General features: G+C 71.5%; 13 protein-coding genes, 1 tRNA gene and 1 pseudogene. 10 read left to right on the top strand and 5 right to left on the bottom strand.

Annotated features, from left to right (window positions below; translation table 11 throughout):
- Positions 1 to 24 precede the first annotated feature (24 nt).
- Positions 25 to 1,842 (top strand): glutamine--fructose-6-phosphate transaminase (isomerizing), encoded by a 1,818-nt coding sequence (glmS, locus tag IO20_RS0116495; RefSeq protein ID WP_030552880.1) that lies wholly within the window; start codon positions 25 to 27, stop codon positions 1,840 to 1,842.
- A 138-nt stretch (positions 1,843 to 1,980) separates the two neighbouring features.
- Here glmS and IO20_RS0116490 read toward each other — a convergent pair whose 3' ends face one another.
- Together IO20_RS0116490 and IO20_RS0116485 are read right to left on the bottom strand one after the other, a co-directional pair.
- The gene (locus IO20_RS0116490) at positions 1,981 to 2,547 is read right to left on the bottom strand and encodes a GPR1/FUN34/YaaH family transporter (RefSeq protein WP_030552877.1); all 567 of its coding nucleotides are present in this window, start codon (positions 2,545 to 2,547) and stop codon (positions 1,981 to 1,983) included.
- Positions 2,548 to 2,701: 154 nt separating this feature from the next.
- Complete coding sequence (locus IO20_RS0116485; protein ID WP_030552875.1) at positions 2,702 to 3,223, bottom strand: universal stress protein; 522 nt, start codon at positions 3,221 to 3,223, stop codon at positions 2,702 to 2,704.
- A gap of 346 nt (positions 3,224 to 3,569) precedes the next feature.
- Here IO20_RS0116485 and IO20_RS37650 point away from each other — a divergent pair, with 346 nt between their 5' ends.
- The 4 genes from IO20_RS37650 (at position 3,570) to IO20_RS0116465 (ending at position 6,520) form a co-directional block, all read left to right on the top strand.
- Positions 3,570 to 4,019 (top strand): hypothetical protein, encoded by a 450-nt coding sequence (locus tag IO20_RS37650; protein WP_051874607.1) that lies wholly within the window; start codon positions 3,570 to 3,572, stop codon positions 4,017 to 4,019.
- Positions 4,020 to 4,396: 377 nt separating this feature from the next.
- Positions 4,397 to 5,566, top strand: a complete 1,170-nt coding sequence (locus tag IO20_RS0116475) for a helix-turn-helix domain-containing protein (RefSeq protein WP_030552871.1) — start codon at positions 4,397 to 4,399, stop codon at positions 5,564 to 5,566.
- A 158-nt stretch (positions 5,567 to 5,724) separates the two neighbouring features.
- Entirely contained in the window at positions 5,725 to 6,327 is a 603-nt protein-coding gene (gene orn / locus IO20_RS0116470) for an oligoribonuclease (RefSeq protein WP_030213412.1), read from the top strand.
- 120 nt (positions 6,328 to 6,447) lie between these two features.
- Positions 6,448 to 6,520: transfer RNA gene (locus tag IO20_RS0116465), tRNA-His, on the top strand.
- 57 nt (positions 6,521 to 6,577) lie between these two features.
- Here IO20_RS0116465 and IO20_RS0116460 read toward each other — a convergent pair.
- The gene (locus IO20_RS0116460; protein WP_078946106.1) at positions 6,578 to 7,918 is read right to left on the bottom strand and encodes a glycoside hydrolase family 10 protein; all 1,341 of its coding nucleotides are present in this window, start codon (positions 7,916 to 7,918) and stop codon (positions 6,578 to 6,580) included.
- Positions 7,903 to 10,563 carry a cellulose binding domain-containing protein gene (locus IO20_RS0116455; RefSeq protein WP_030552868.1) on the bottom strand — a complete coding sequence of 887 codons (2,661 nt, stop codon included), beginning with the start codon at positions 10,561 to 10,563 and terminating at the stop codon, positions 7,903 to 7,905. The genes IO20_RS0116460 and IO20_RS0116455 overlap by 16 nt, the downstream gene beginning before the upstream one ends.
- Before the next feature lie 167 nt (positions 10,564 to 10,730).
- On the opposite strand from IO20_RS0116455, the gene IO20_RS0116450 reads away from it, so the two are divergent.
- From IO20_RS0116450 to aspT, 4 genes are all read left to right on the top strand, one after another.
- The gene (locus IO20_RS0116450) at positions 10,731 to 12,101 is read left to right on the top strand and encodes an ABC transporter substrate-binding protein (protein ID WP_078946105.1); all 1,371 of its coding nucleotides are present in this window, start codon (positions 10,731 to 10,733) and stop codon (positions 12,099 to 12,101) included.
- A gap of 6 nt (positions 12,102 to 12,107) precedes the next feature.
- Positions 12,108 to 13,124, top strand: a complete 1,017-nt coding sequence (locus IO20_RS0116445; RefSeq protein ID WP_037635639.1) for a carbohydrate ABC transporter permease — start codon at positions 12,108 to 12,110, stop codon at positions 13,122 to 13,124.
- A 52-nt stretch (positions 13,125 to 13,176) separates the two neighbouring features.
- The gene (locus tag IO20_RS0116440; protein ID WP_030213427.1) at positions 13,177 to 14,001 is read left to right on the top strand and encodes a carbohydrate ABC transporter permease; all 825 of its coding nucleotides are present in this window, start codon (positions 13,177 to 13,179) and stop codon (positions 13,999 to 14,001) included.
- Between the two features lie 276 nt (positions 14,002 to 14,277).
- Positions 14,278 to 15,960 (top strand): aspartate-alanine antiporter, encoded by a 1,683-nt coding sequence (gene aspT, locus IO20_RS0116435; protein WP_030552863.1) that lies wholly within the window; start codon positions 14,278 to 14,280, stop codon positions 15,958 to 15,960.
- An 83-nt stretch (positions 15,961 to 16,043) separates the two neighbouring features.
- Here the strand turns inward: aspT and IO20_RS0116430 are convergent, their stop codons facing one another.
- Positions 16,044 to 17,252 (bottom strand): RNA-guided endonuclease InsQ/TnpB family protein, encoded by a 1,209-nt coding sequence (locus IO20_RS0116430; protein WP_030552861.1) that lies wholly within the window; start codon positions 17,250 to 17,252, stop codon positions 16,044 to 16,046.
- Positions 17,253 to 17,542: 290 nt separating this feature from the next.
- Here IO20_RS0116430 and IO20_RS38640 point away from each other — a divergent pair.
- A pseudogene (locus IO20_RS38640) lies at positions 17,543 to 17,719 on the top strand (aspartate-alanine antiporter-like transporter); the annotation flags it as partial.
- Between the last annotated feature and the right edge of the window lie 2 nt (positions 17,720 to 17,721).

The following is a 17,721-nucleotide window of genomic DNA, read 5'->3' as shown; positions in this document are numbered from 1 at the left end:
CCAACCTGGAGGGGTTTCACCTTTATGTGCGGAATTGTCGGTTACATCGGTAAGCGCGACGTCGCCCCGCTGCTGCTCGAAGGCCTCGCCCGCCTCGAGTACCGGGGGTACGACTCCGCAGGCATGGTCGTCACCAGCCCGAAGGCCTCCGGCCTGAAGATGGTCAAGGCGAAGGGCCGCGTCCGCGACCTCGAAGCCCGCGTCCCCAAGCGCTTCACCGGCACCACCGGCATCGCCCACACCCGCTGGGCCACCCACGGCGCGCCGAGCGACATCAACTCGCACCCGCACCTGGACCCCGAGAACAAGGTCGCCGTCGTCCACAACGGCATCGTCGACAACGCCCAGGAGCTCCGCGCCAAGCTGGAGGCCGACGGCGTCGTCTTCGCCTCCGAGACGGACACCGAGGTCATCACCCACCTCATCGCCCGCTCCCAGGCCACCACGCTCGAGGAGAAGGTCCGCGAGGCGCTCAAGGTCATCGAGGGCACCTACGGCATCGCCGTGATGCACGCCGACTTCAACGACCGCATCGTCGTCGCCCGCAACGGCTCCCCGGTCATCCTCGGCATCGGCGAGAAGGAGATGCTCGTCGCCTCCGACGTCGCCGCCCTGATCGCCCACACCCGCCAGGTCGTCACCCTCGACGACGGCGAGATGGCCACCCTCAAGGCCGACGACTTCCGCACGTACACCACCTCGGGCGCCACCACCACGGCCACCCCGGAGACCGTCGAGTGGGAGGCCGCCTCCTACGACATGGGCGGCCACGACACCTTCATGCACAAGGAGATCTCCGAGCAGCCCGACGCGGTCGACCGCGTGCTGCGCGGCCGGATCGACGACCGCTTCTCCACCGTGCACCTCGGCGGCCTGAACCTCGACGCCCGCGAGGCCCGCACCATCCGCCGCATCAAGATCCTCGGCTGCGGCACCTCGTACCACGCCGGCCTCATCGGCGCCGGGCTCATCGAGTCCCTCGCCCGCATCCCCGCCGACGCCGAGCCGGCCTCGGAGTTCCGCTACCGCAACCCGGTCGTGGACCCCGACACCCTGTACATCGCCGTCTCGCAGTCCGGTGAGACCTACGACGTGCTCGCCGCCGTGCAGGAGCTCAAGCGCAAGGGCGCCCGCGTCCTCGGCGTGGTCAACGTGGTCGGCTCCGCCATCGCCCGTGAGGCCGACGGCGGCGTGTACGTCCACGCCGGCCCGGAGGTCTGCGTCGTCTCCACCAAGTGCTTCACCAACACGGTCACCGCCTTCGCGCTGCTCGCCCTGCACCTGGGCCGCATCCGCGACCTGTCCGTCACCGACGGCAAGCGGATCATCGAGGGCCTGCGCAAGCTGCCCGCGCAGATCAGCGAGATCCTCGAGACCGAGGACGAGATCAAGAAGATCGCCGCGGAGTACGCGGGCGCCCAGTCGATGATGTTCATCGGCCGCGTGCGGGGCTACCCCGTCGCCCTGGAGGCCTCCCTCAAGCTGAAGGAGATCTCCTACATCCACGCCGAGGCCTACCCGGCCTCCGAGCTGAAGCACGGCCCGCTCGCCCTGATCGAGCCGGCCCTGCCGACGGTGGCGATCGTCCCCGACGACGACCTGCTCGAGAAGAACCGCGCCGCCCTGGAGGAGATCAAGGCCCGCAGCGGCCGCATCCTCGCGGTCGCGCACCAGCCGCAGGCCAAGGCCGACCACACCATCGTCGTGCCGAAGAACGAGGACGAGCTGGACCCGATCCTCATGGGCATCCCGCTCCAGCTCCTCGCCTACCACACGGCGCTCGCCATGGGCCGCGACATCGACAAGCCGCGCAACCTGGCCAAGTCCGTCACGGTCGAGTAGCAGCGACCTCGGGGCCTGTCCCCCCGAGCCGCGCCGCCGGGCCTGTCCCCCGACGGTTCGACCGGACACGAGAGCGGTCCCCCGCGCACACCCAGGTGCGCGGGGGACCGCTTTCTTTTCCCGTGGATACGCGGCCGGTTACCCCGCCGCCGGGGCGCTCGTGCCCGCCGAGCGCCGGAGCGCCGTCGGCCAGCCCGCCACCGCCGCCGTGGCGCCGTACCAGGCGAGGAGACCCGCGAGGGCCGCGACCCAGCCGCCCGCCTTTCCGAGCCCGCCGTTGTCGGCGAGCGCGCCGATGCCGAGCAGCAGGAGCCCGACGAACAGCAGCCCGTACACGCCCTGTCCGAACAGACCGCTGCCCGAGGCGGCCATCGTCAGCGTGAGCGCGAGGAGCGCCCACAGGAGCATGAAGAGCCCCACGGCGTCCGCCGAGGCCCCGCCGCCCACGGCGGTCCCCCAGGTGAACCAGAAGGCGCCGAGCGCCGTGTACGCCGTTCCCTCGCCGGTGCTGCCGGCGCGCAGGGCGAGCAGGCCGACGAGGAAGAGCGCCACCCCGCCGACCCAGGTGGCGAGGCCCGCGGCATCGGCTGCCGCGACGTTGTCGATGACACCCGTCCCGCCCAGCCCGAAGGCCAGCAGGGTCAGTCCGAGTGCGAGGTTGCCGAGAGTGGAGGTGCTGTTTCCCGCGGCGACTTCATTGTCCACGGCGGGCTCCCTTCAGGAGTGCAGTCGTGCTGCGTGAGCTGCTGTGATCCGGTGACCCTTATCTACCCTTCACAAGCGCACAATTCACCTGAGGAAGGCCGAATTTATGGCCGGTGCACGCCAGTTGGGAAAGGAACAGCAGCGGAAGGGGGCGCTACGGGATGACGATCACGGGCCGCTTGGCGCGCCGCGCGAGGCGCCCGGCGACCGAGCCGAAGATCCGGCCGACGATGCCGTGCGTGGATCCGACCACGATCGCGTCGGCCGAGTACTCGCGGCCGACCTCCTCCAGCTCGTGGCAGATGTCCCCGCCGCGCTCGACGAGGATCCACGGCACCTCGGAGAGGTGCTCGGCACAGGCCAGCTCCAGGCCGAGGACCTCGGTGCGGTGGTCGGGCACGTCGACGAAGACCGGGGGCTCGCAGCCGGCCCACACCGTGGTGGGCAGCCGGTTGGCCACGTGCACGATGATCAGGCCCGAGCCGGAGCGCCGGGCCATGCCGATCGCGTACGCGAGGGCACGCTCACTGGACGTCGAGCCGTCGAAGCCGACGACGACCCCGTGCCGGAAGGCCGGGTCGCAGGCATGACGTGGCTGTTCTACCGCGAGGGGGTCGACCGTGGAATCGGCGACGCGCTTGCGGTCCGCGGGTTCGGAGAATTCGTGACCGGCCATCGGTGTCTCGGCGAAGAGAGTCCTCGTGGGAAGGGACGGGGAACGGAGGGGGACGGAACAGGGGTGGCGGCGGAGCTGTGTGTCCGGGAATCATCTTCCCAAGCCCATACCCCCAAGGGTACGGCGACACTCCTCTCCTGCCCAGAGCCCGCCGTGCCACTCCCGGCGTGCCCGCCGCTCTCACGCGGCGTTCCAGGGAGCATGCACGAGCGGCTCGGGATATGGCAATGCCGGTTGTGCCTTACAGGCGTCCGTACGGGGGCCAAACGGACGTCGCCGAGAGTGACCGGAACGTTCCGCTCCTCGTTCCCCACAGGTCCAGCCCACCGTCGCAGGGAGACCGCCCGTGCCCGCACCACCGGCCGCCGCCGGCCAGACCTCCACCGCCCCCGCGGGCCCGCTCGCCGGACCCCGCGGCCGCCGCAGGGCGTCCGTGCCGTCCCCGGCCGCCGCGGCCGGACAGGACCCGGGAACGACGCCCGGGGCGGCGCGAGGACGGGCGGGCGCGGCCGCGAGCGAGGGCGCGGGCGAGCAGGCCGGTGACGTCGTCCGCTGGGCGGTCTTCTGCTGCGTGCTCGTCCCGGTGGTCCTGGTCGTCTACGGCACCTCGCTCGGCGGGGCCGCCGGGGCCGCGCTCGGCCTGGTCTCGGTGACGGCGGCCTGCCGGGTGCTGCTGCGCCGCTCGGAACAGGGGCTGCGCGGCGAGAGCGCCGACGGCGGGCGGTCCAGGGGGGTCACCCCGTCACGAAACGGGTCGAACCGGAGCCCGCGCCGCTCCCGCCCCTCTTCGAGTTGACAGGTTCGTACACCCGAGCCCATATGTTTTCGGCCAACTTCCATCTCTCGGCGAGTCCTTGGCAAAACGGTTGGCCAACCCGGGTGCCGAGACCCCCGAACGCCCCGCCCCGGGGGCTCGCACCCCCCGCGTACGGGGGCGTTCGCCCCACCGCCCTTCCCCTGACGGCCGTCGGACGGAAGACTTCGCGATCGATCGCTTCGCGCCAAGTGGCCTTGTCGACAATCCACCGGATGGAGAACTTGTCACGCCGGCGCCACGGGACGCAGTAGATTCGATCATGGGTACCGAAGACTGGGGTCTCGTGCAAAACCGAGGGGAAACGTGCAGGAGCGACACGACCAGGGAGACGCGAACACCGAGGGGGGCTTAGCGTCATGAGCCAGGACTCCGCCGCACCGGAGGTCGCACGGAAGTTGACCGGGCGCCGCCGTCGCGAAGTCGTCGCGGTGCTGCTGTTCAGTGGCGGCCCCATCTTCGAGAGCTCCATCCCGCTCTCCGTGTTCGGCATCGACCGGCAGGACGCCGGGGTGCCCAGATACCGGCTGCTCGTCTGCGCCGGCGAGGACGGCCCACTGCGGACCACCGGTGGACTCGAACTGACCGCGCCGTACGGCCTGGAGGCCATCGGCCGCGCGGGCACCGTCGTCGTACCGGCCTGGCGGTCGATCACCTCGCCGCCGCCGCCGGAGGCGCTGGAAGCGCTGCGCCGGGCCCACGAGGAGGGCGCCAGGATCGTCGGTCTGTGCACCGGCGCCTTCGTCCTCGCCGCGGCCGGCCTGCTCGACGGCCGCCCGGCGACCACCCACTGGATGTACGCGCCGACGCTCGCCAAGCGCTATCCGTCGGTCCACGTGGACCCCCGGGAGCTCTTCGTCGACGACGGGGACGTCCTCACCTCCGCCGGCACCGCGGCCGGAATCGATCTGTGTCTGCACATCGTGCGGACCGACCACGGCACGGAGGCCGCGGGCGCCCTGGCGCGCCGGCTGGTCGTCCCGCCGCGGCGCAGCGGCGGTCAGGAGCGCTACCTCGACAGGTCTTTACCAGAGGAGATCGGCGCCGACCCGCTGGCCGAGGTCGTCGCCTGGGCGCTGGAGCACCTCCACGAGCAGTTCGACGTGGAGACCCTGGCCGCCCGCGCGTACATGTCACGGCGGACCTTCGACCGCCGGTTCCGCTCGCTGACCGGCTCGGCCCCGCTCCAGTGGCTGATCACCCAGCGGGTCCTGCAGGCCCAGCGGCTGCTCGAGACCTCCGACTACTCGGTCGACGAGGTGGCGGGCAGGTGCGGCTTCCGGTCCCCGGTGGCGCTGCGCGGCCACTTCCGGCGGCAGCTCGGCTCCTCGCCGGCCGCCTACCGGGCGGCGTACCGTGCCCGGCGGCCGCAGGGCGAGACCGTCACGGCGGTGCTCGACCCGGTCGTGCCCGCCCAGGTCTCGGCGGGGATCCGGCGCCCGCCGTCCCCGCTGGAGGGCAAGCCGCAGTCCGACGCGTTCGCTCCCGGGCGCGCGTCGTCACTGCCGGGCCAGCGCAGCGCGCCGTAGAGGGTGTCCGGCCCTGAACCGCCGGACACCCTGACACCGACCCGCGCTGCCACAAGCGGCGCACAGCAGGACCGACGGGCGCCCGGGGCCACCTCCCCCGGGCGCCCGTCGGCCGTCGGGCCGCTTCCCCCCGCGGAAAGAGCACCTAAGGTGGACGCATGAACGATCGCATGGTGTGGATCGACTGCGAGATGACCGGGCTCTCGTTGACGGACGACGCACTCATCGAGGTGGCCGCACTGGTCACCGACTCGGAACTGAACGTGCTCGGCGACGGGGTGGACATCGTGATCCGCCCGCCGGACGCGGCCCTGGAGACCATGCCGGAGATCGTGCGCCAGATGCACACGGCCTCGGGCCTGCTCGACGCGCTGCCCGGCGGCACCACGCTCGCCGACGCCGAGGCACAGGTCCTCGCGTACATCCGCGAGCACGTCAAGGAGCCCGGCAAGGCGCCGCTGTGCGGGAACTCGGTCTCCACGGACCGCGGCTTCCTCTCGCGGGACATGCCGGCCCTGGAGAGCCACCTGCACTACCGGATCGTCGATGTCTCCTCGGTCAAGGAACTGGCCCGCCGCTGGTACCCGAGGGCGTACTTCAACAGTCCGGAGAAGAACGGCAACCACCGGGCGCTCGCCGACATCCGCGAATCCATCGCGGAGCTGCGCTACTACCGGGAGGCGGTCTTCGTCCCGCAGCCCGGCCCCGACTCGGAGACCGCGAAGAAGATCGCGGCCCGCCACGTCCTGCCCGCGGAATGACCGCCCGCTCGCGCCCTCGAAAGCCCCTTCGGAAAACGCGGGCGCGAGCACCCTCCAGAACCCTGTAGACTTCTTCTCGGCCGGTCAGGGAAACCTTCGGGAAAACCGACGCCGGTCATGGTGGGTATAGCTCAGCTGGCAGAGCACCTGGTTGTGGTCCAGGATGTCGCGGGTTCAAGTCCCGTTACTCACCCTGAAGGCTCAGGCCCCGGTTCGAAAGAACCGGGGCCTGAGTCGTTTCCGCCGGTGCCTACGCGCAGGTGAAGGCCGCCGGGGGCGGGTTGGAGCCCGTCCAGGTGCCGTTGAAGCCGAAGGCGGTGGAGCCGCCGGGCGGGACCGTCGCGTTGTACGAGAGGTGCGTCGCCGTCACCTCCTCCCCCGTCTGGGTCACGGCCGCGTTCCAGACCTGGGCGACCCGCTGGCCGGCGGGCTGGGCCCAGCGGACGGTCCAGCCGTTCAGCGCGGTCGTCCCCGTGTTCCGTACCGTGACCTGGGCCGTGAAGCCGCCCGCCCACTGACTGGTGACCGTGTACGTGACGGAGCACACACCCGCGGGCGGCGGGGTCGTGGGAGCGAGCGCCCCGGCGACCCCGGCGTACGCGGGCTTGGGGTTCAGGCCCTCGTCGTACAGGGTCGCCGCACCCTGGCCGGGGAAGAAGTCCGGGATCCAGGAGTCGGAGTCCGTGAAGCCCCAGACGGTGACGCCCGCGCAGCGGGTGACGGCGAGGCAGGCGCGCATGACGGCCGCGTAGTCGGCCTTCTGCCGGTCGAGCTTCTCGGCCGTCGCGGGCAGGGTCATCCGGATGTCGAGTTCGGTGACGGCCACGTCCACGCCGAGGTCGGCGAAGCGGCGCAGGTTGGCTTCCATGGAGGCGGGGACCTGGCCGAGGATCAGGTGGGCCTGGAAGCCGACGCCGTCGATGGGGACTCCCTGCGCGAGGAGCCGCTTCACCAGGTCGTACATGCCGTCGCTCTTGGCGCCGACGCCGTCGGTGGAGTAGTCGTTGACGTACAGCTTCGCGGCCGGGTCGGCGGCGCGGGCGGCGCGGAAGGCGTCGGCGATGTACGACTCGCCCAGGGTGGCGCCGAAGACGGACCGCCGCAGGGTGCCGTCCTCGTTGAGGGGTTCGTTGACGACGTCCCAGTGGTCGACGCGGCCCTTGTAGCGGCTCACCTCGGTGGTGACGTGGTCGGTCATGACGGTGCGCAGGGTGTCGGCGGTCCAGGTGCCGTTGTTCACCCAGGACGGCAGCTGGCTGTGCCAGACGAGGGTGTGGCCGCGGACCTTCTGGGCGTGGGCCTCGGCGAAGGCCACGACCCGGTCCGCCCCGGCCCAGTCGAACTGGCCCCGGACGGACTCGACGGCGTCCCACTTCATCTCGTTGCCGGGAGTGATCGAGTCGAACTGGGCGGCGGCCGTGTCCGCGTAGCCGCCGGTGAGCTTGCCGCCGGTGACGGCGGTGCCGAGGTAGACGCCGCGGGCCGCGGCGAGGTCCCGCAGCGGGGCGTCGGCGGCCGGGGAGGCGCTCGCGGGTGTGGCGGTCAGGGCGGCGGCCAGGAGCGCCGCCGCGGCGATCAGGCGACGGAGCATGTCGCACCTCCGAGGGTGAAGGCGGCCGGTGCGGGGTTGGTGCCGGTCCAGGTGCCGGTGAAGCCGAAGGAGGCCGAGGACCCGGCGGCGACCGCGCCGTTCCAGCCGACGTTCTGGGCGGTGACGGCGGTGCCGGTCTGAGCGGGGGTGGCGTTCCACATCTGGCCGACCCGCTGCCCCGCCGGGTAGTCCCAGCCGAGCTTCCAGCCGGTCCAGGCGGTGGTGGAGGTGTTGGTCAGGGTGACGTCGGCCTGGAAGCCGCCCTGCCACTGGTTGGTCACCTTGTACGTGACCTTGCAGGCGCCGGTGGGTGCGGGCGGCTCGGTGCCTCCGCCGGTGTCGGCCGTGTCGCCGTAGATGATGCCGCGGCCGTTGGTGGAGACGTACACCCGGCCGTAGACCCGGGGGTCGCCGGTGATGGCGCCGCCGGTCCAGCCCCACTGGTGGGCGTCGTCGTTGATCCGGACCCAGCTCGCGCCCGCGTCGGTGGAGCGGAAGATGCCGCGTACGCCGCCGATCTCGGCGCTGGTGTAGAGCGCGGGGTACGAGGCTTCGGGCGCGGCCTTGCCGAAGCCGATGGTGTCGGCCTGCTCGATCCCGGCGACCCGGGTGAAGGCGGCGCCGCCGTCGGTGGAGTGCCAGAGGCCGTACGTCGCGTCGGGGGCGCCGCCGGCGAGCCAGACGTCGCCCTTCTTGCCGGGGAGGGCCTTGAAGCGGACGTTGCCCTTGGCGGGGAGGCCGGTGGCCTTGGCGGTGAAGGTCAGGCCGCCGTCCGTGCTGACGTAGAAGGTTCCGGCCTTGAAGCCGTAGAAGGTGAGCGGGTCGACCCGGTCGGACTCGACGGTCGCACCGGCCGGGATGCCGGTGGAGGCCGTCCAGGCGCCGCCGGTGCCGGTGTGGACGCCGGTGCCTTCGGGGCTCCAGACGAAGCGGGTCCCGTCGGCGGACGCCGCGACCGTGCCGCCGCCGGTGACGCCCGAGGGCTCCTGTCCGGGGCTCCAGTTGGCGCCGTTGTCGGTGGAGAAGGCGACGCGCGGGCCGCCTTCGAGGTGTCCGGCGCGCACGACGGTGGTGGGCTTGCTCTCGGCGAAGTCGACGCTGGTGGTGGAGGTGAAGTTGGGGCCGGTGAACATCATCGAGGGGACCTTGGTGAGGTCCGTGTGCCGGAAGCCGCCGACGTCGCCGAGGGCGCTGATGAGCGGGGCCCCGGAGGGCGGCGAGGCCAGGTCGAGGACGGCGGTCTCCTCAAGTCCCTCGACCATCGGCTTGATGGTGAAGTTCGTCCCGGTGTCCCACTTGGTGAGTTCGGTGGTGCCGTAGATCGTGGCGCCGGTGCCGTACATCATGCGGTCGGAGTCGAACGGGTCGATCTCCAGGGCCTCGGTCATCCAGCCGAGCTTCGGGGTCTGCTCGGGCGGGGCGGGGTTGCCTCCCCAGGTCAGCCACGGCGAGGAGGAGACGTCCATCGTGTAGCGGTTGGTGCGGGTGGGGTACGAGCTGTAGTCCCAGGCCCTGGTCCACGTGCCGCCGCTGTCGGTGGAGCGGAAGATCTGGGTGTCCGGCCACCAGGAGCTGTAGGCGGAGACCATGACCGTGCCGGGGTTCTGCCGGTCGACGGTGAGGCCGCTGAAGCCGTGGAAGGTGTCGGCCTCGGCGACGGGGCTGATGTCCGTCCAGGTGCCGGTGGCGGTGGCGTACCGCCAGACCTGGCCCTTGCCGCCGTCGTAGGGGCCGGCCGTGTCGCTGTACGCGAGGTAGAGGTAGCCGTTCTCGGCGTCGAGGACGCCCTTGTGGGCGAGGTATCCGGTGGGCTGGCCGGGCAGCCGGGTCCAGGTGGCGCCCGCGTCGGTCGAGCGGTAGACGGCGTTCTGCTTGTCGCCGACGCCGACGTAGAGGGTGCGGGTGGCGCTGCCGGCGGTGCCGGTGGACTCGTCGAAGGTGACCCAGACGATGCCCTGCTTGTCGGAGTTGTAGCCGCTGGTGTCGGTGGGGTCCTGCTGGTAGTCGCCGGGGTTGGTGAAGGAGGTGACCTTCGACCAGGTGGCGCCGGAGTCGGTGGAGCGCCAGAGGCCGTTGCCGCTGGGGGCGCCGAGGTAGAGGACGCTGTTCTTGTGCGGGTCGACCGCGAGGCGTTCGCCCATGCCGCGGCCCGGCATGTTGCCGCCGAGCTTGAAGGGGAGGTCGGCGCGCTGCCAGGTGGCGCCCCGGTCGGCGGAGCGCAGGACGGCGCCGTTGCCGGGGTCCCAGTCGTTGGTGTAGGTGCCGACGGCGGCGTACACCCGGTCGGGGTCGACGGAGTCGGTGGCGAGGCCGACGACTCCGGTGTGGCCCCAGTCGTCCCAGCCGATGTGGTCCATGAGCGGGGTCCAGGTGGAGGTGGCCTGGTTCCAGCGGTAGGCGCCGCCGATGTCGGTGCGGGCGTAGGCGAGGTTCTTCTCGCTCCGGTTGAAGACGATGCCGGGCACGAAGCCGCCGCCGTCGACCCGGACGTTCTTCCAGGTGTACGCGGGGGCTGCCGCGGGGGCGGCGGCTGCGGCGTCGGTGGCGGGTGAGTCGGCGGCAGGTGCCGCGGTGGCGGGGACCGCTCCCGCGAGGAGGCCGGCGGTCAGGGCGATCCCGGCCAGAAGGTGTCGTGGTCTGCGCATGGGTGTCCTGTCGAAGAATGAATGGGAGCGCTCCCACTATTGGGCGGCTGTCAGAACACGGTCAAGGTGCTCGACCCGTCGAAGACGTTCGACGACGTTCGGCCGGACGGGTGGCGCGGCCGGGTGGGTCCCTGCCCCCGGACGGCCCGCGCACTACGGTCGGGGCCATGTGGTGGAGGAGCGGACGCGGCGCCGCCGGACACGGAACCCCCGTACGCGGCCCCGCCACCACCCTCGCCCTCGTCCTCACGCTCCTCCTGGGCGCCGCGCTCTCCGCCGGGTGCGCCACCGACCCGCCGGAACCGTCCCCCGTGCCCGCCCGCGAGCGCGTCGACGGCACCGGGCGGCCGATCACCCTCACCGTCGGCGTCTTCGGCGAGTTCGGCTACCAGGAGGCCGGGCTCTACGACGCGTACATGCGGCTCCGTCCGGACGTCGGGATCCGGCAGACCTCGCTCACCCGCAACGACGTCTACTACCCCCAGCTGCTCACCCACCTCACCGCCGGCTCCGGACTCGCCGACGTCCAGGCCGTCGAGGGCGGCAACATCGCCGAGGTCGTCGCCACCCAGGCCGGGCGGCTCGACGACCTCCGCTCGGCGCCCGGCGTCGACAAGAACGCCTTCCTCCCGTGGAAGTGGGCGCAGGCCACCACTCCCGACGGCCGCACCCTCGGGCTCGGCACGGACATCGGCCCGCTCGCCCTCTGCTACCGCAAGGACCACTTCGCGGCGGCCGGGCTTCCCACCGACCGGGAGGCGGTCGGACGCCTGTGGGCCGGAGACTGGCGCAGGTACGAGGAGACCGGGCGGCGCTTCGCCGAACGGGCCCCGCGGGGCGTGGCGTTCACCGACTCCGCCTCCGGGGTGTTCGCCGCGGCCGTCTCCGGCGCGCCGGTGCGCTACTACGACGCGCGCGGCGACCTGGTGGTGGCCGGCAACCCGTACGTACGGGCCGCCTGGGACCTCGCCGCCGGCTTCGCCCGGCAGGGCCTGACCGCCCGGCTCCAGCAGTTCACGCCCGACTGGGACCAGGCGTTCGCGCGCGGGTCCTTCGCCACGATCGCCTGCCCGGCCTGGATGCTCGGCTACATCGAGGACAAGGCGGGACCGGCCGCGCGCGGGCGGTGGGACGTGGCGGTGTCGCCCCGGCCGGGCAACTGGGGCGGCTCCTTCCTCGTCGTGCCCTCCGCCGGGCGGCAGCGGGCCGAGGCCGCCCGGCTCGCCGCCTGGCTGACCGCGCCCGAGCAGCAGGCCCGGCTCTTCGCCCGGCGCGGCGCCTTCCCCAGCGCCTCCGCCGCGTACCGGCTGCCGGAGGTGGCGGACGCGCGGCACCCCTACTTCGGTGACGCGCCGACCGGCCCGCTCTTCGCGGCGGCGGCCCGGGGCGTGCCGCCGGCCCCGGTGGGACCGAAGGACGGGCTCGTCCACCAGATCCTCTCCGACACCGGGATGCTCCAGGTCGACCAGACCGGGCGGTCGCCCGACTCGGCCTGGCGAGCGGCGATGAAGGCGATCGACAACGCACTGGACCGGTGAGCGCGCGTGACCGAGACGAGGGACCCCGTGGATCCGTTCCTGCCACCCGCCGGCGCGCCCGTCGCGCCGCCCGTGACCGCGCCCCCACGGCCGGGGCCGGGACCACGGCGGGTGCGGCGGGAGCGGCTCGGCCGGCTGCGGTCCCGCTCCGCGCCGTACGCGCTGATCGCCCCGTTCTTCCTGCTGTTCGGCGCGTTCGGCCTCTTCCCGCTGGTCGCCACCGCCTGGACCTCGCTGTTCCGGGTGGAGCTGACGGCGCCGGAGGCCCGGGAGTGGGTGGGGCTCCACAACTACGCCCGGCTGCTGCACGACGAGTTCTTCTGGAACGCCCTCTTCAACACCGCCGCCATCGGCGTCCTCGCCACCGTGCCGCAGCTGCTGCTCGCCCTCGGCGTGGCGCACCTGCTCGACGTGCGGCTGCGCGCGCGGCTGGCCTTCCGGGTGGTGGCGCTCGCGCCGTACGCGACCTCGGTGGCCGCGGCGACGCTGGTCTTCGCGCTGCTCTTCGGCCGGGACCAGGGGATGGTCAACTGGGCGCTCGGGCTTGCCGGAATCGCCCCGGTGGACTGGCAGAACGGCCCGTGGGCGTCGAAGTTCGCCGTCGCGTCGATCGTGATCTGGCGCTGGACCGGCTACAACGCCCTCATCTACCTGGCGGCGATGCAGACCGTCCCGCGCGAGCTGTACGAGGCGGCGGCGCTCGACGGGGCTTCGCGGTGGCGGCAGTTCCTGCATGTGACGCTGCCGGGGCTGCGGCCCGCACTGCTGTTCACGGTCCTCGTGTCGACGATCGGCGCGACCCAGCTGTTCGGTGAGCCGATGCTGTTCGGCAGCGGGGCGGGTGCCTCGGGCGGGGCGGACCACCAGTACCAGACGCTGGGGCTCTATCTGTACGAGCAGGGCTGGGTGAACCTGCACCTCGGGCGGGCGGCGGCCATCGCCTGGGCGATGCTGCTGATCCTGGCGGTGGTGTTCGGGGCGGCCCGGCTGCTGCGGCCGGTGCTGCGCGGGAGGGGTGCCTGATGCGGACACGGCTCGCAGGGGTAGGTCTTGCCCGGACCAGGAGGGCGGCCTGATGCGGACGGTGCGGGCGGGCTGGGGCACGTACACGCTGCTCGGTCTCTTCTCGGCGGTGTCCCTCTTCCCGTTGCTGTGGACGGCGGTGGCGGCCTCGCGGACGAGTACGCGGCTCGCGTCGGCGCCGCCGCCGTTCCGGTTCGGGCGGAACCTGCCGCGGAACCTGGGCATCGCCTGGAACGAGGGCGGCCTCGGCGAGGCGCTCGTCAACACCACCCTGGTCGCGGGCGCGGTCGCGGCGGGCACGGTGCTCTTCTCGACGCTCGCCGGGTTCGCCTTCGCCCGGCTGCGCTTCCGGTTCCGGGGCACGCTGCTGCTGCTCGTGGGCGCGACGATGCTGATCCCGCCCCAGCTGGGGGTCGTTCCGCTCTACCTGCTGATCGCGCGGCTGCGGTGGACGGACGAGCTGCAGGCGGTGGTGCTGCCCGCGCTCGTCTCGGCCTTCGGGGTCTTCTTCATGCGCCAGCACCTCCAGCGGGCGCTGCCGCCGGAGCTCCTGGAGGCGGCGCGGGTCGACGGGGCGGGGACGGCCCGGGTGGTGTGGCACCTGGTGTTCCCGGCGGCGCGGCCGGCGATGGCGGTCCTGGGGACGCTGTCGTTCGTGGCGGCGTGGAACGACTTCTTCTGGCCGGTGCTCGTGCTGACCCAGGCCGGGAACCCGACGGTGCAGGTGGCGCTGACGGGTCTGGGGCGGGGCCACGTGCCGGACCAGTCGGTGGTGATGGCGGGGGCGCTGCTGGGGACGCTGCCGCTGCTCGTCGTGCTGGCGCTGTTCGGGCGGCACATCGTGGGCGGGGTGATGCGGGGCGCGGTGAAGGGCTGACCGCCGCATGGACGGTCCCGCGTGGGACGGTCGCGCATGGGACGGTCCCGCATGGGACGGTCCCGCATGGGACGGTCCCGCATGGCCAGTCCCGCGTGGACGTGGCGCGCCCCTCGTTCCCGTCCCTCCGTCCCTCCGCCCCCCGCTCACCCGTTCGCCCGTTCACCCACTCACCCGTTCAGGCGAACGAGTGATCCACTCCAACAGCCCCCCTGCTAGCGTCCCCTTATGTCCAATATCCTCACTTTTAGCCCTTTTTGGGCGCGGTGAGGGCGGATGGGGATCCTGCGTGACAATCCCGAACTCGCCCTCTTCCTCTGCCTGGCGGCCGGCTATCTCGTCGGCAAGCTCCGGGTCGGTCCCATCACGCTCGGCGGCATCTGCGGCACCCTCATCGTCTCGCTGCTCGTCGGCGCCTGGAGCAAGGTCACCGTCTCCGACGACGTGAAGACGATCTTCTTCGCACTGTTCATCTTCTCCCTCGGCTACATGGCGGGACCGCAGTTCTTCGCCAACCTCAACAAGAAGAGCCTGCGCTTCTTCACCCTCTGCCTCATCGAGGTCGTCTGTGTCGTCGGCATCGCCCTCGGCCTCGCGGAGGCCTTCGACCTCGACGTCGGCACCGCCGCCGGCATCCTCGCCGGAGCCGCCACCGAGTCGGCGGTCGTCGGTACGGCCACCGAGGCCATCGGCAAGCTGTCCGACCTGACGCAGGAGCAGATCACCCAGTACCAGGGGCACGTGGCCACCGCGTACACCGTCTGCTACCTCTTCGGCCTCATCACCATCGTCATCTACACCAGCCAGATCATGCCGATGATGCTGCGGATCAACCTCCGCGACGCCTCGCGCGAACTCTGGGAGAAGTTGCGCGGCTCCGGCGGCGGCCTGGAGGACGACGAGCGGGAGGCGCTTCCCGGCATGGTCGGCCGCACGTTCCTGGTGACGCTCGCGGACGGCGCCAAGGTCGGCGACCTGGAACGACGGCTCGGCGGACGGGTCACCGTCGAGGCGGTGAAGCGGGGCAGCAAGGTCCTCACCCCTCCCCCGCCCGACTTCGAGCTGACGCTCTCCGACCTGGTGCTCACGGTCGGCCGGCGGGCCAACATCATCGAGGCGGGTCGGGTCATCGGGCCCGAGACCCCGGCCGTACCCGGCCTGGACACCCCGCTCGCCACCACCCAGATCTCGCTCACCGACAAGGGCGTGGTCGGCAAGTCCCTGGACACCCTCTCCAGGGAGCACCCGGAGTTCTCCTCCGGCGGGGTGTACGTGACGGACGTGCTGCGCAACGAGCAGCACCTGCCCGCGACTCCGGAGACCGTCGTCGGCCGCGGTGACGTCCTCACCCTCGTCGGCGCCCGCTCGGGCCTCGGCAAGCTGGCCTCCAAGGTCGGCGCGGTCGTCAAGAACGACGCCACCGACTTCATCTACCTGGGGTTCGGCATCGTCGCCGGTTCGCTCCTCGGGCAGGTCGTGGTCGAGTTCGGCGACGTCCCGATGTCGCTCGGCACCGGCGGCGGCTGTCTGATCTCCGGACTGCTCTTCGGCTGGTTCCGCTCCCGGACGCAGACCTTCGGCGCCTTCCCCCCGCAGGCCGCGTCCACCCTCAAGGACATGGGCCTGGCGATCTTCATCGCCTGCACGGGACTGGTGTCGGGCCCGCAGGCCTGGCCGCTGCTCAAGGAGTACGGGGCGCTGCTGCCGTTCGCGGGCATCGCGATGGTCCTGATCCCGGCGACGATCTCGCTGTTCGTCGGCACCAAGCTGCTGAAGATCGAGAAGCCGCTGCTCATCGGTGCCATCGCGGGCCAGCAGTGCTCGACCCCGGCGATCACCTCGATCACCCAGGTGGCCCAGAGCTCGGTCCCGATGCTCGGCTACACGATCACGTACACGCTCTCGAACTTCCTGCTCCCGCTGACCGGCCCGCTCCTGGTCGGCATCCTCGGAGCGTGACGGGGATGAGGGGATCGGGACCCGGCGCCCAGTGGTTCGTGACTCCGCCCACCGCTGAAGTGGCGGGCTTCCTGAGTCGCTGGCTAGGCAGCTTCGCAGAGGACCAGCCCGGCCCTGTCGAGAACGTTCAGTGCGCCGACGTGGTCGGCGTTGGCGGAGTGGCCGCACGCGGTGCACTGGAAATTCGCCTGGGTGACCCGGTTCTCCTTCGACACATGCCCGCAGAAGGGACAGATGCGGGAGGTGTTGCGGGGGTCCACGGCGATGACAGCCCGACCGGCACTTTCAGCCTTGTTGGCGAGGATCGCAAGGAACACCCCCCAACCGGCGTCGAGAATCGATCGGTTGAGTCCAGCCTTCGCAGCCCTCTGATTCGACAGGAACACACTGGGCCGCACAGGGTCGGGCTTGGGTGCGGGCTTCTTGGTCATACCCGCGATGTTCAGCTTCTCGTGCGCGATCGTGTCGTGGCTACGAACGAGCGCGAGGGCGGCCTTGTGGGAGTGGTCCAGGCGCTGGCGCCGGACCTTGGCGTGGATCTTGGCGACCTTGCGAGCGGCGGCTCGGTGCTTCTTGGTGCGCCGCTTGGTGCGCTTGGGAAACGTCGCCAGGTTCCGCTGCGCCTCGGCGAGGCTTTCGGCGGCCGCTTGGAGGAATCGAGGGTTGACGATGTGCTCGCCGGTGGAGGTGGTCAGGAAGTGGGTGACGCCCATGTCGATGCCGACGGCCGCGCCCGTGGCCGGCAGCGGCTCGGTGGGGACCTGGTCGCAGCAGAGGATCACGTACCAACGGCTCCCCTCCCGCTTGACCGCGATCGTCTTCACTCGGCCCTTCACGGGTCGGTGCTGGTGCACACGGACGTGCCCGACGCCTTGCAGGCGGACGCGGGTCTGCGGATCGTTGGGGGTGGAGTCCCAGCGGCACCCGTCCCCGTCTCTTGGGAAAATGGCGGTGTCGAAGTGCCCGACGCCCTTGAACCGGGGGTAGCCGGGATTCTCGCCGCTCTTGACCCGGCGGAAGAACGCGGCGAACGCCTTGTCCAGACGGCGCAAGGTTGCCTGCTGCGAGCTGAAGGACCAGCGGCCCTGACGCTCGGGGTCGAACGCCCGGATCTCCTTGAGCTGCGCGGACTGGCCGCCGTACGTGACACTCGTCTTCGAAGAGTGCCGCCAGGCGCCTCGACGTTCCCGAAGCGCGCCGTTGTACAGGGATCGGTGGTCAGCAAGCATCTCGCGCAGGGACTGGGCTTGGCGGACCGTAGGACGCAACAGGAACTTGTAGGCGCGGATCACCCTTGGCGTCTCCGCTCAAGGCGCAGGCCATCGGCGAGGAGAACACACGCCGCCGCGTTGATCGAGATACCCGCCCGGTGGGCGTACTCCTCGACCTGCCGCTTCACATCCGGGGGCACGCGAAGGTTCAGCGACTCCCGTCGATCTCCCCTATTCACAACCAAAACGCTACCACTTCTGACGGTAGGTCACGTTTCAGGCCGGTGCTGCGCTGCTCCACAGCGCGGTCACGGATTCGATTCCCTCACCGGATGAAGCCGCATGTCCGCTCGAAAAAACCTCATGGAGACCGCTTCCCGATCCTGATGGGCGTCCTGGCCGGCGGCCAGACGACGACCGCGGCGATCGGCGCGATCAACGAACAGTCCAGGTCCCAGATCCCGACGCTCGGTTACACGATCCCCTACGCGGTGGGCAACGTCCTGCTGACCATCTGGGGCGCCGTGATCGTCATCCTCCACCACTAAGG

This window comes from Streptomyces exfoliatus (genome assembly GCF_000725545.1).
Lineage (GTDB): Bacteria > Actinomycetota > Actinomycetes > Streptomycetales > Streptomycetaceae > Streptomyces > Streptomyces exfoliatus.
The sequence above is the reverse complement of the archived record's forward strand: the minus strand, read 5'-3'. Positions and strand labels throughout refer to the sequence as shown.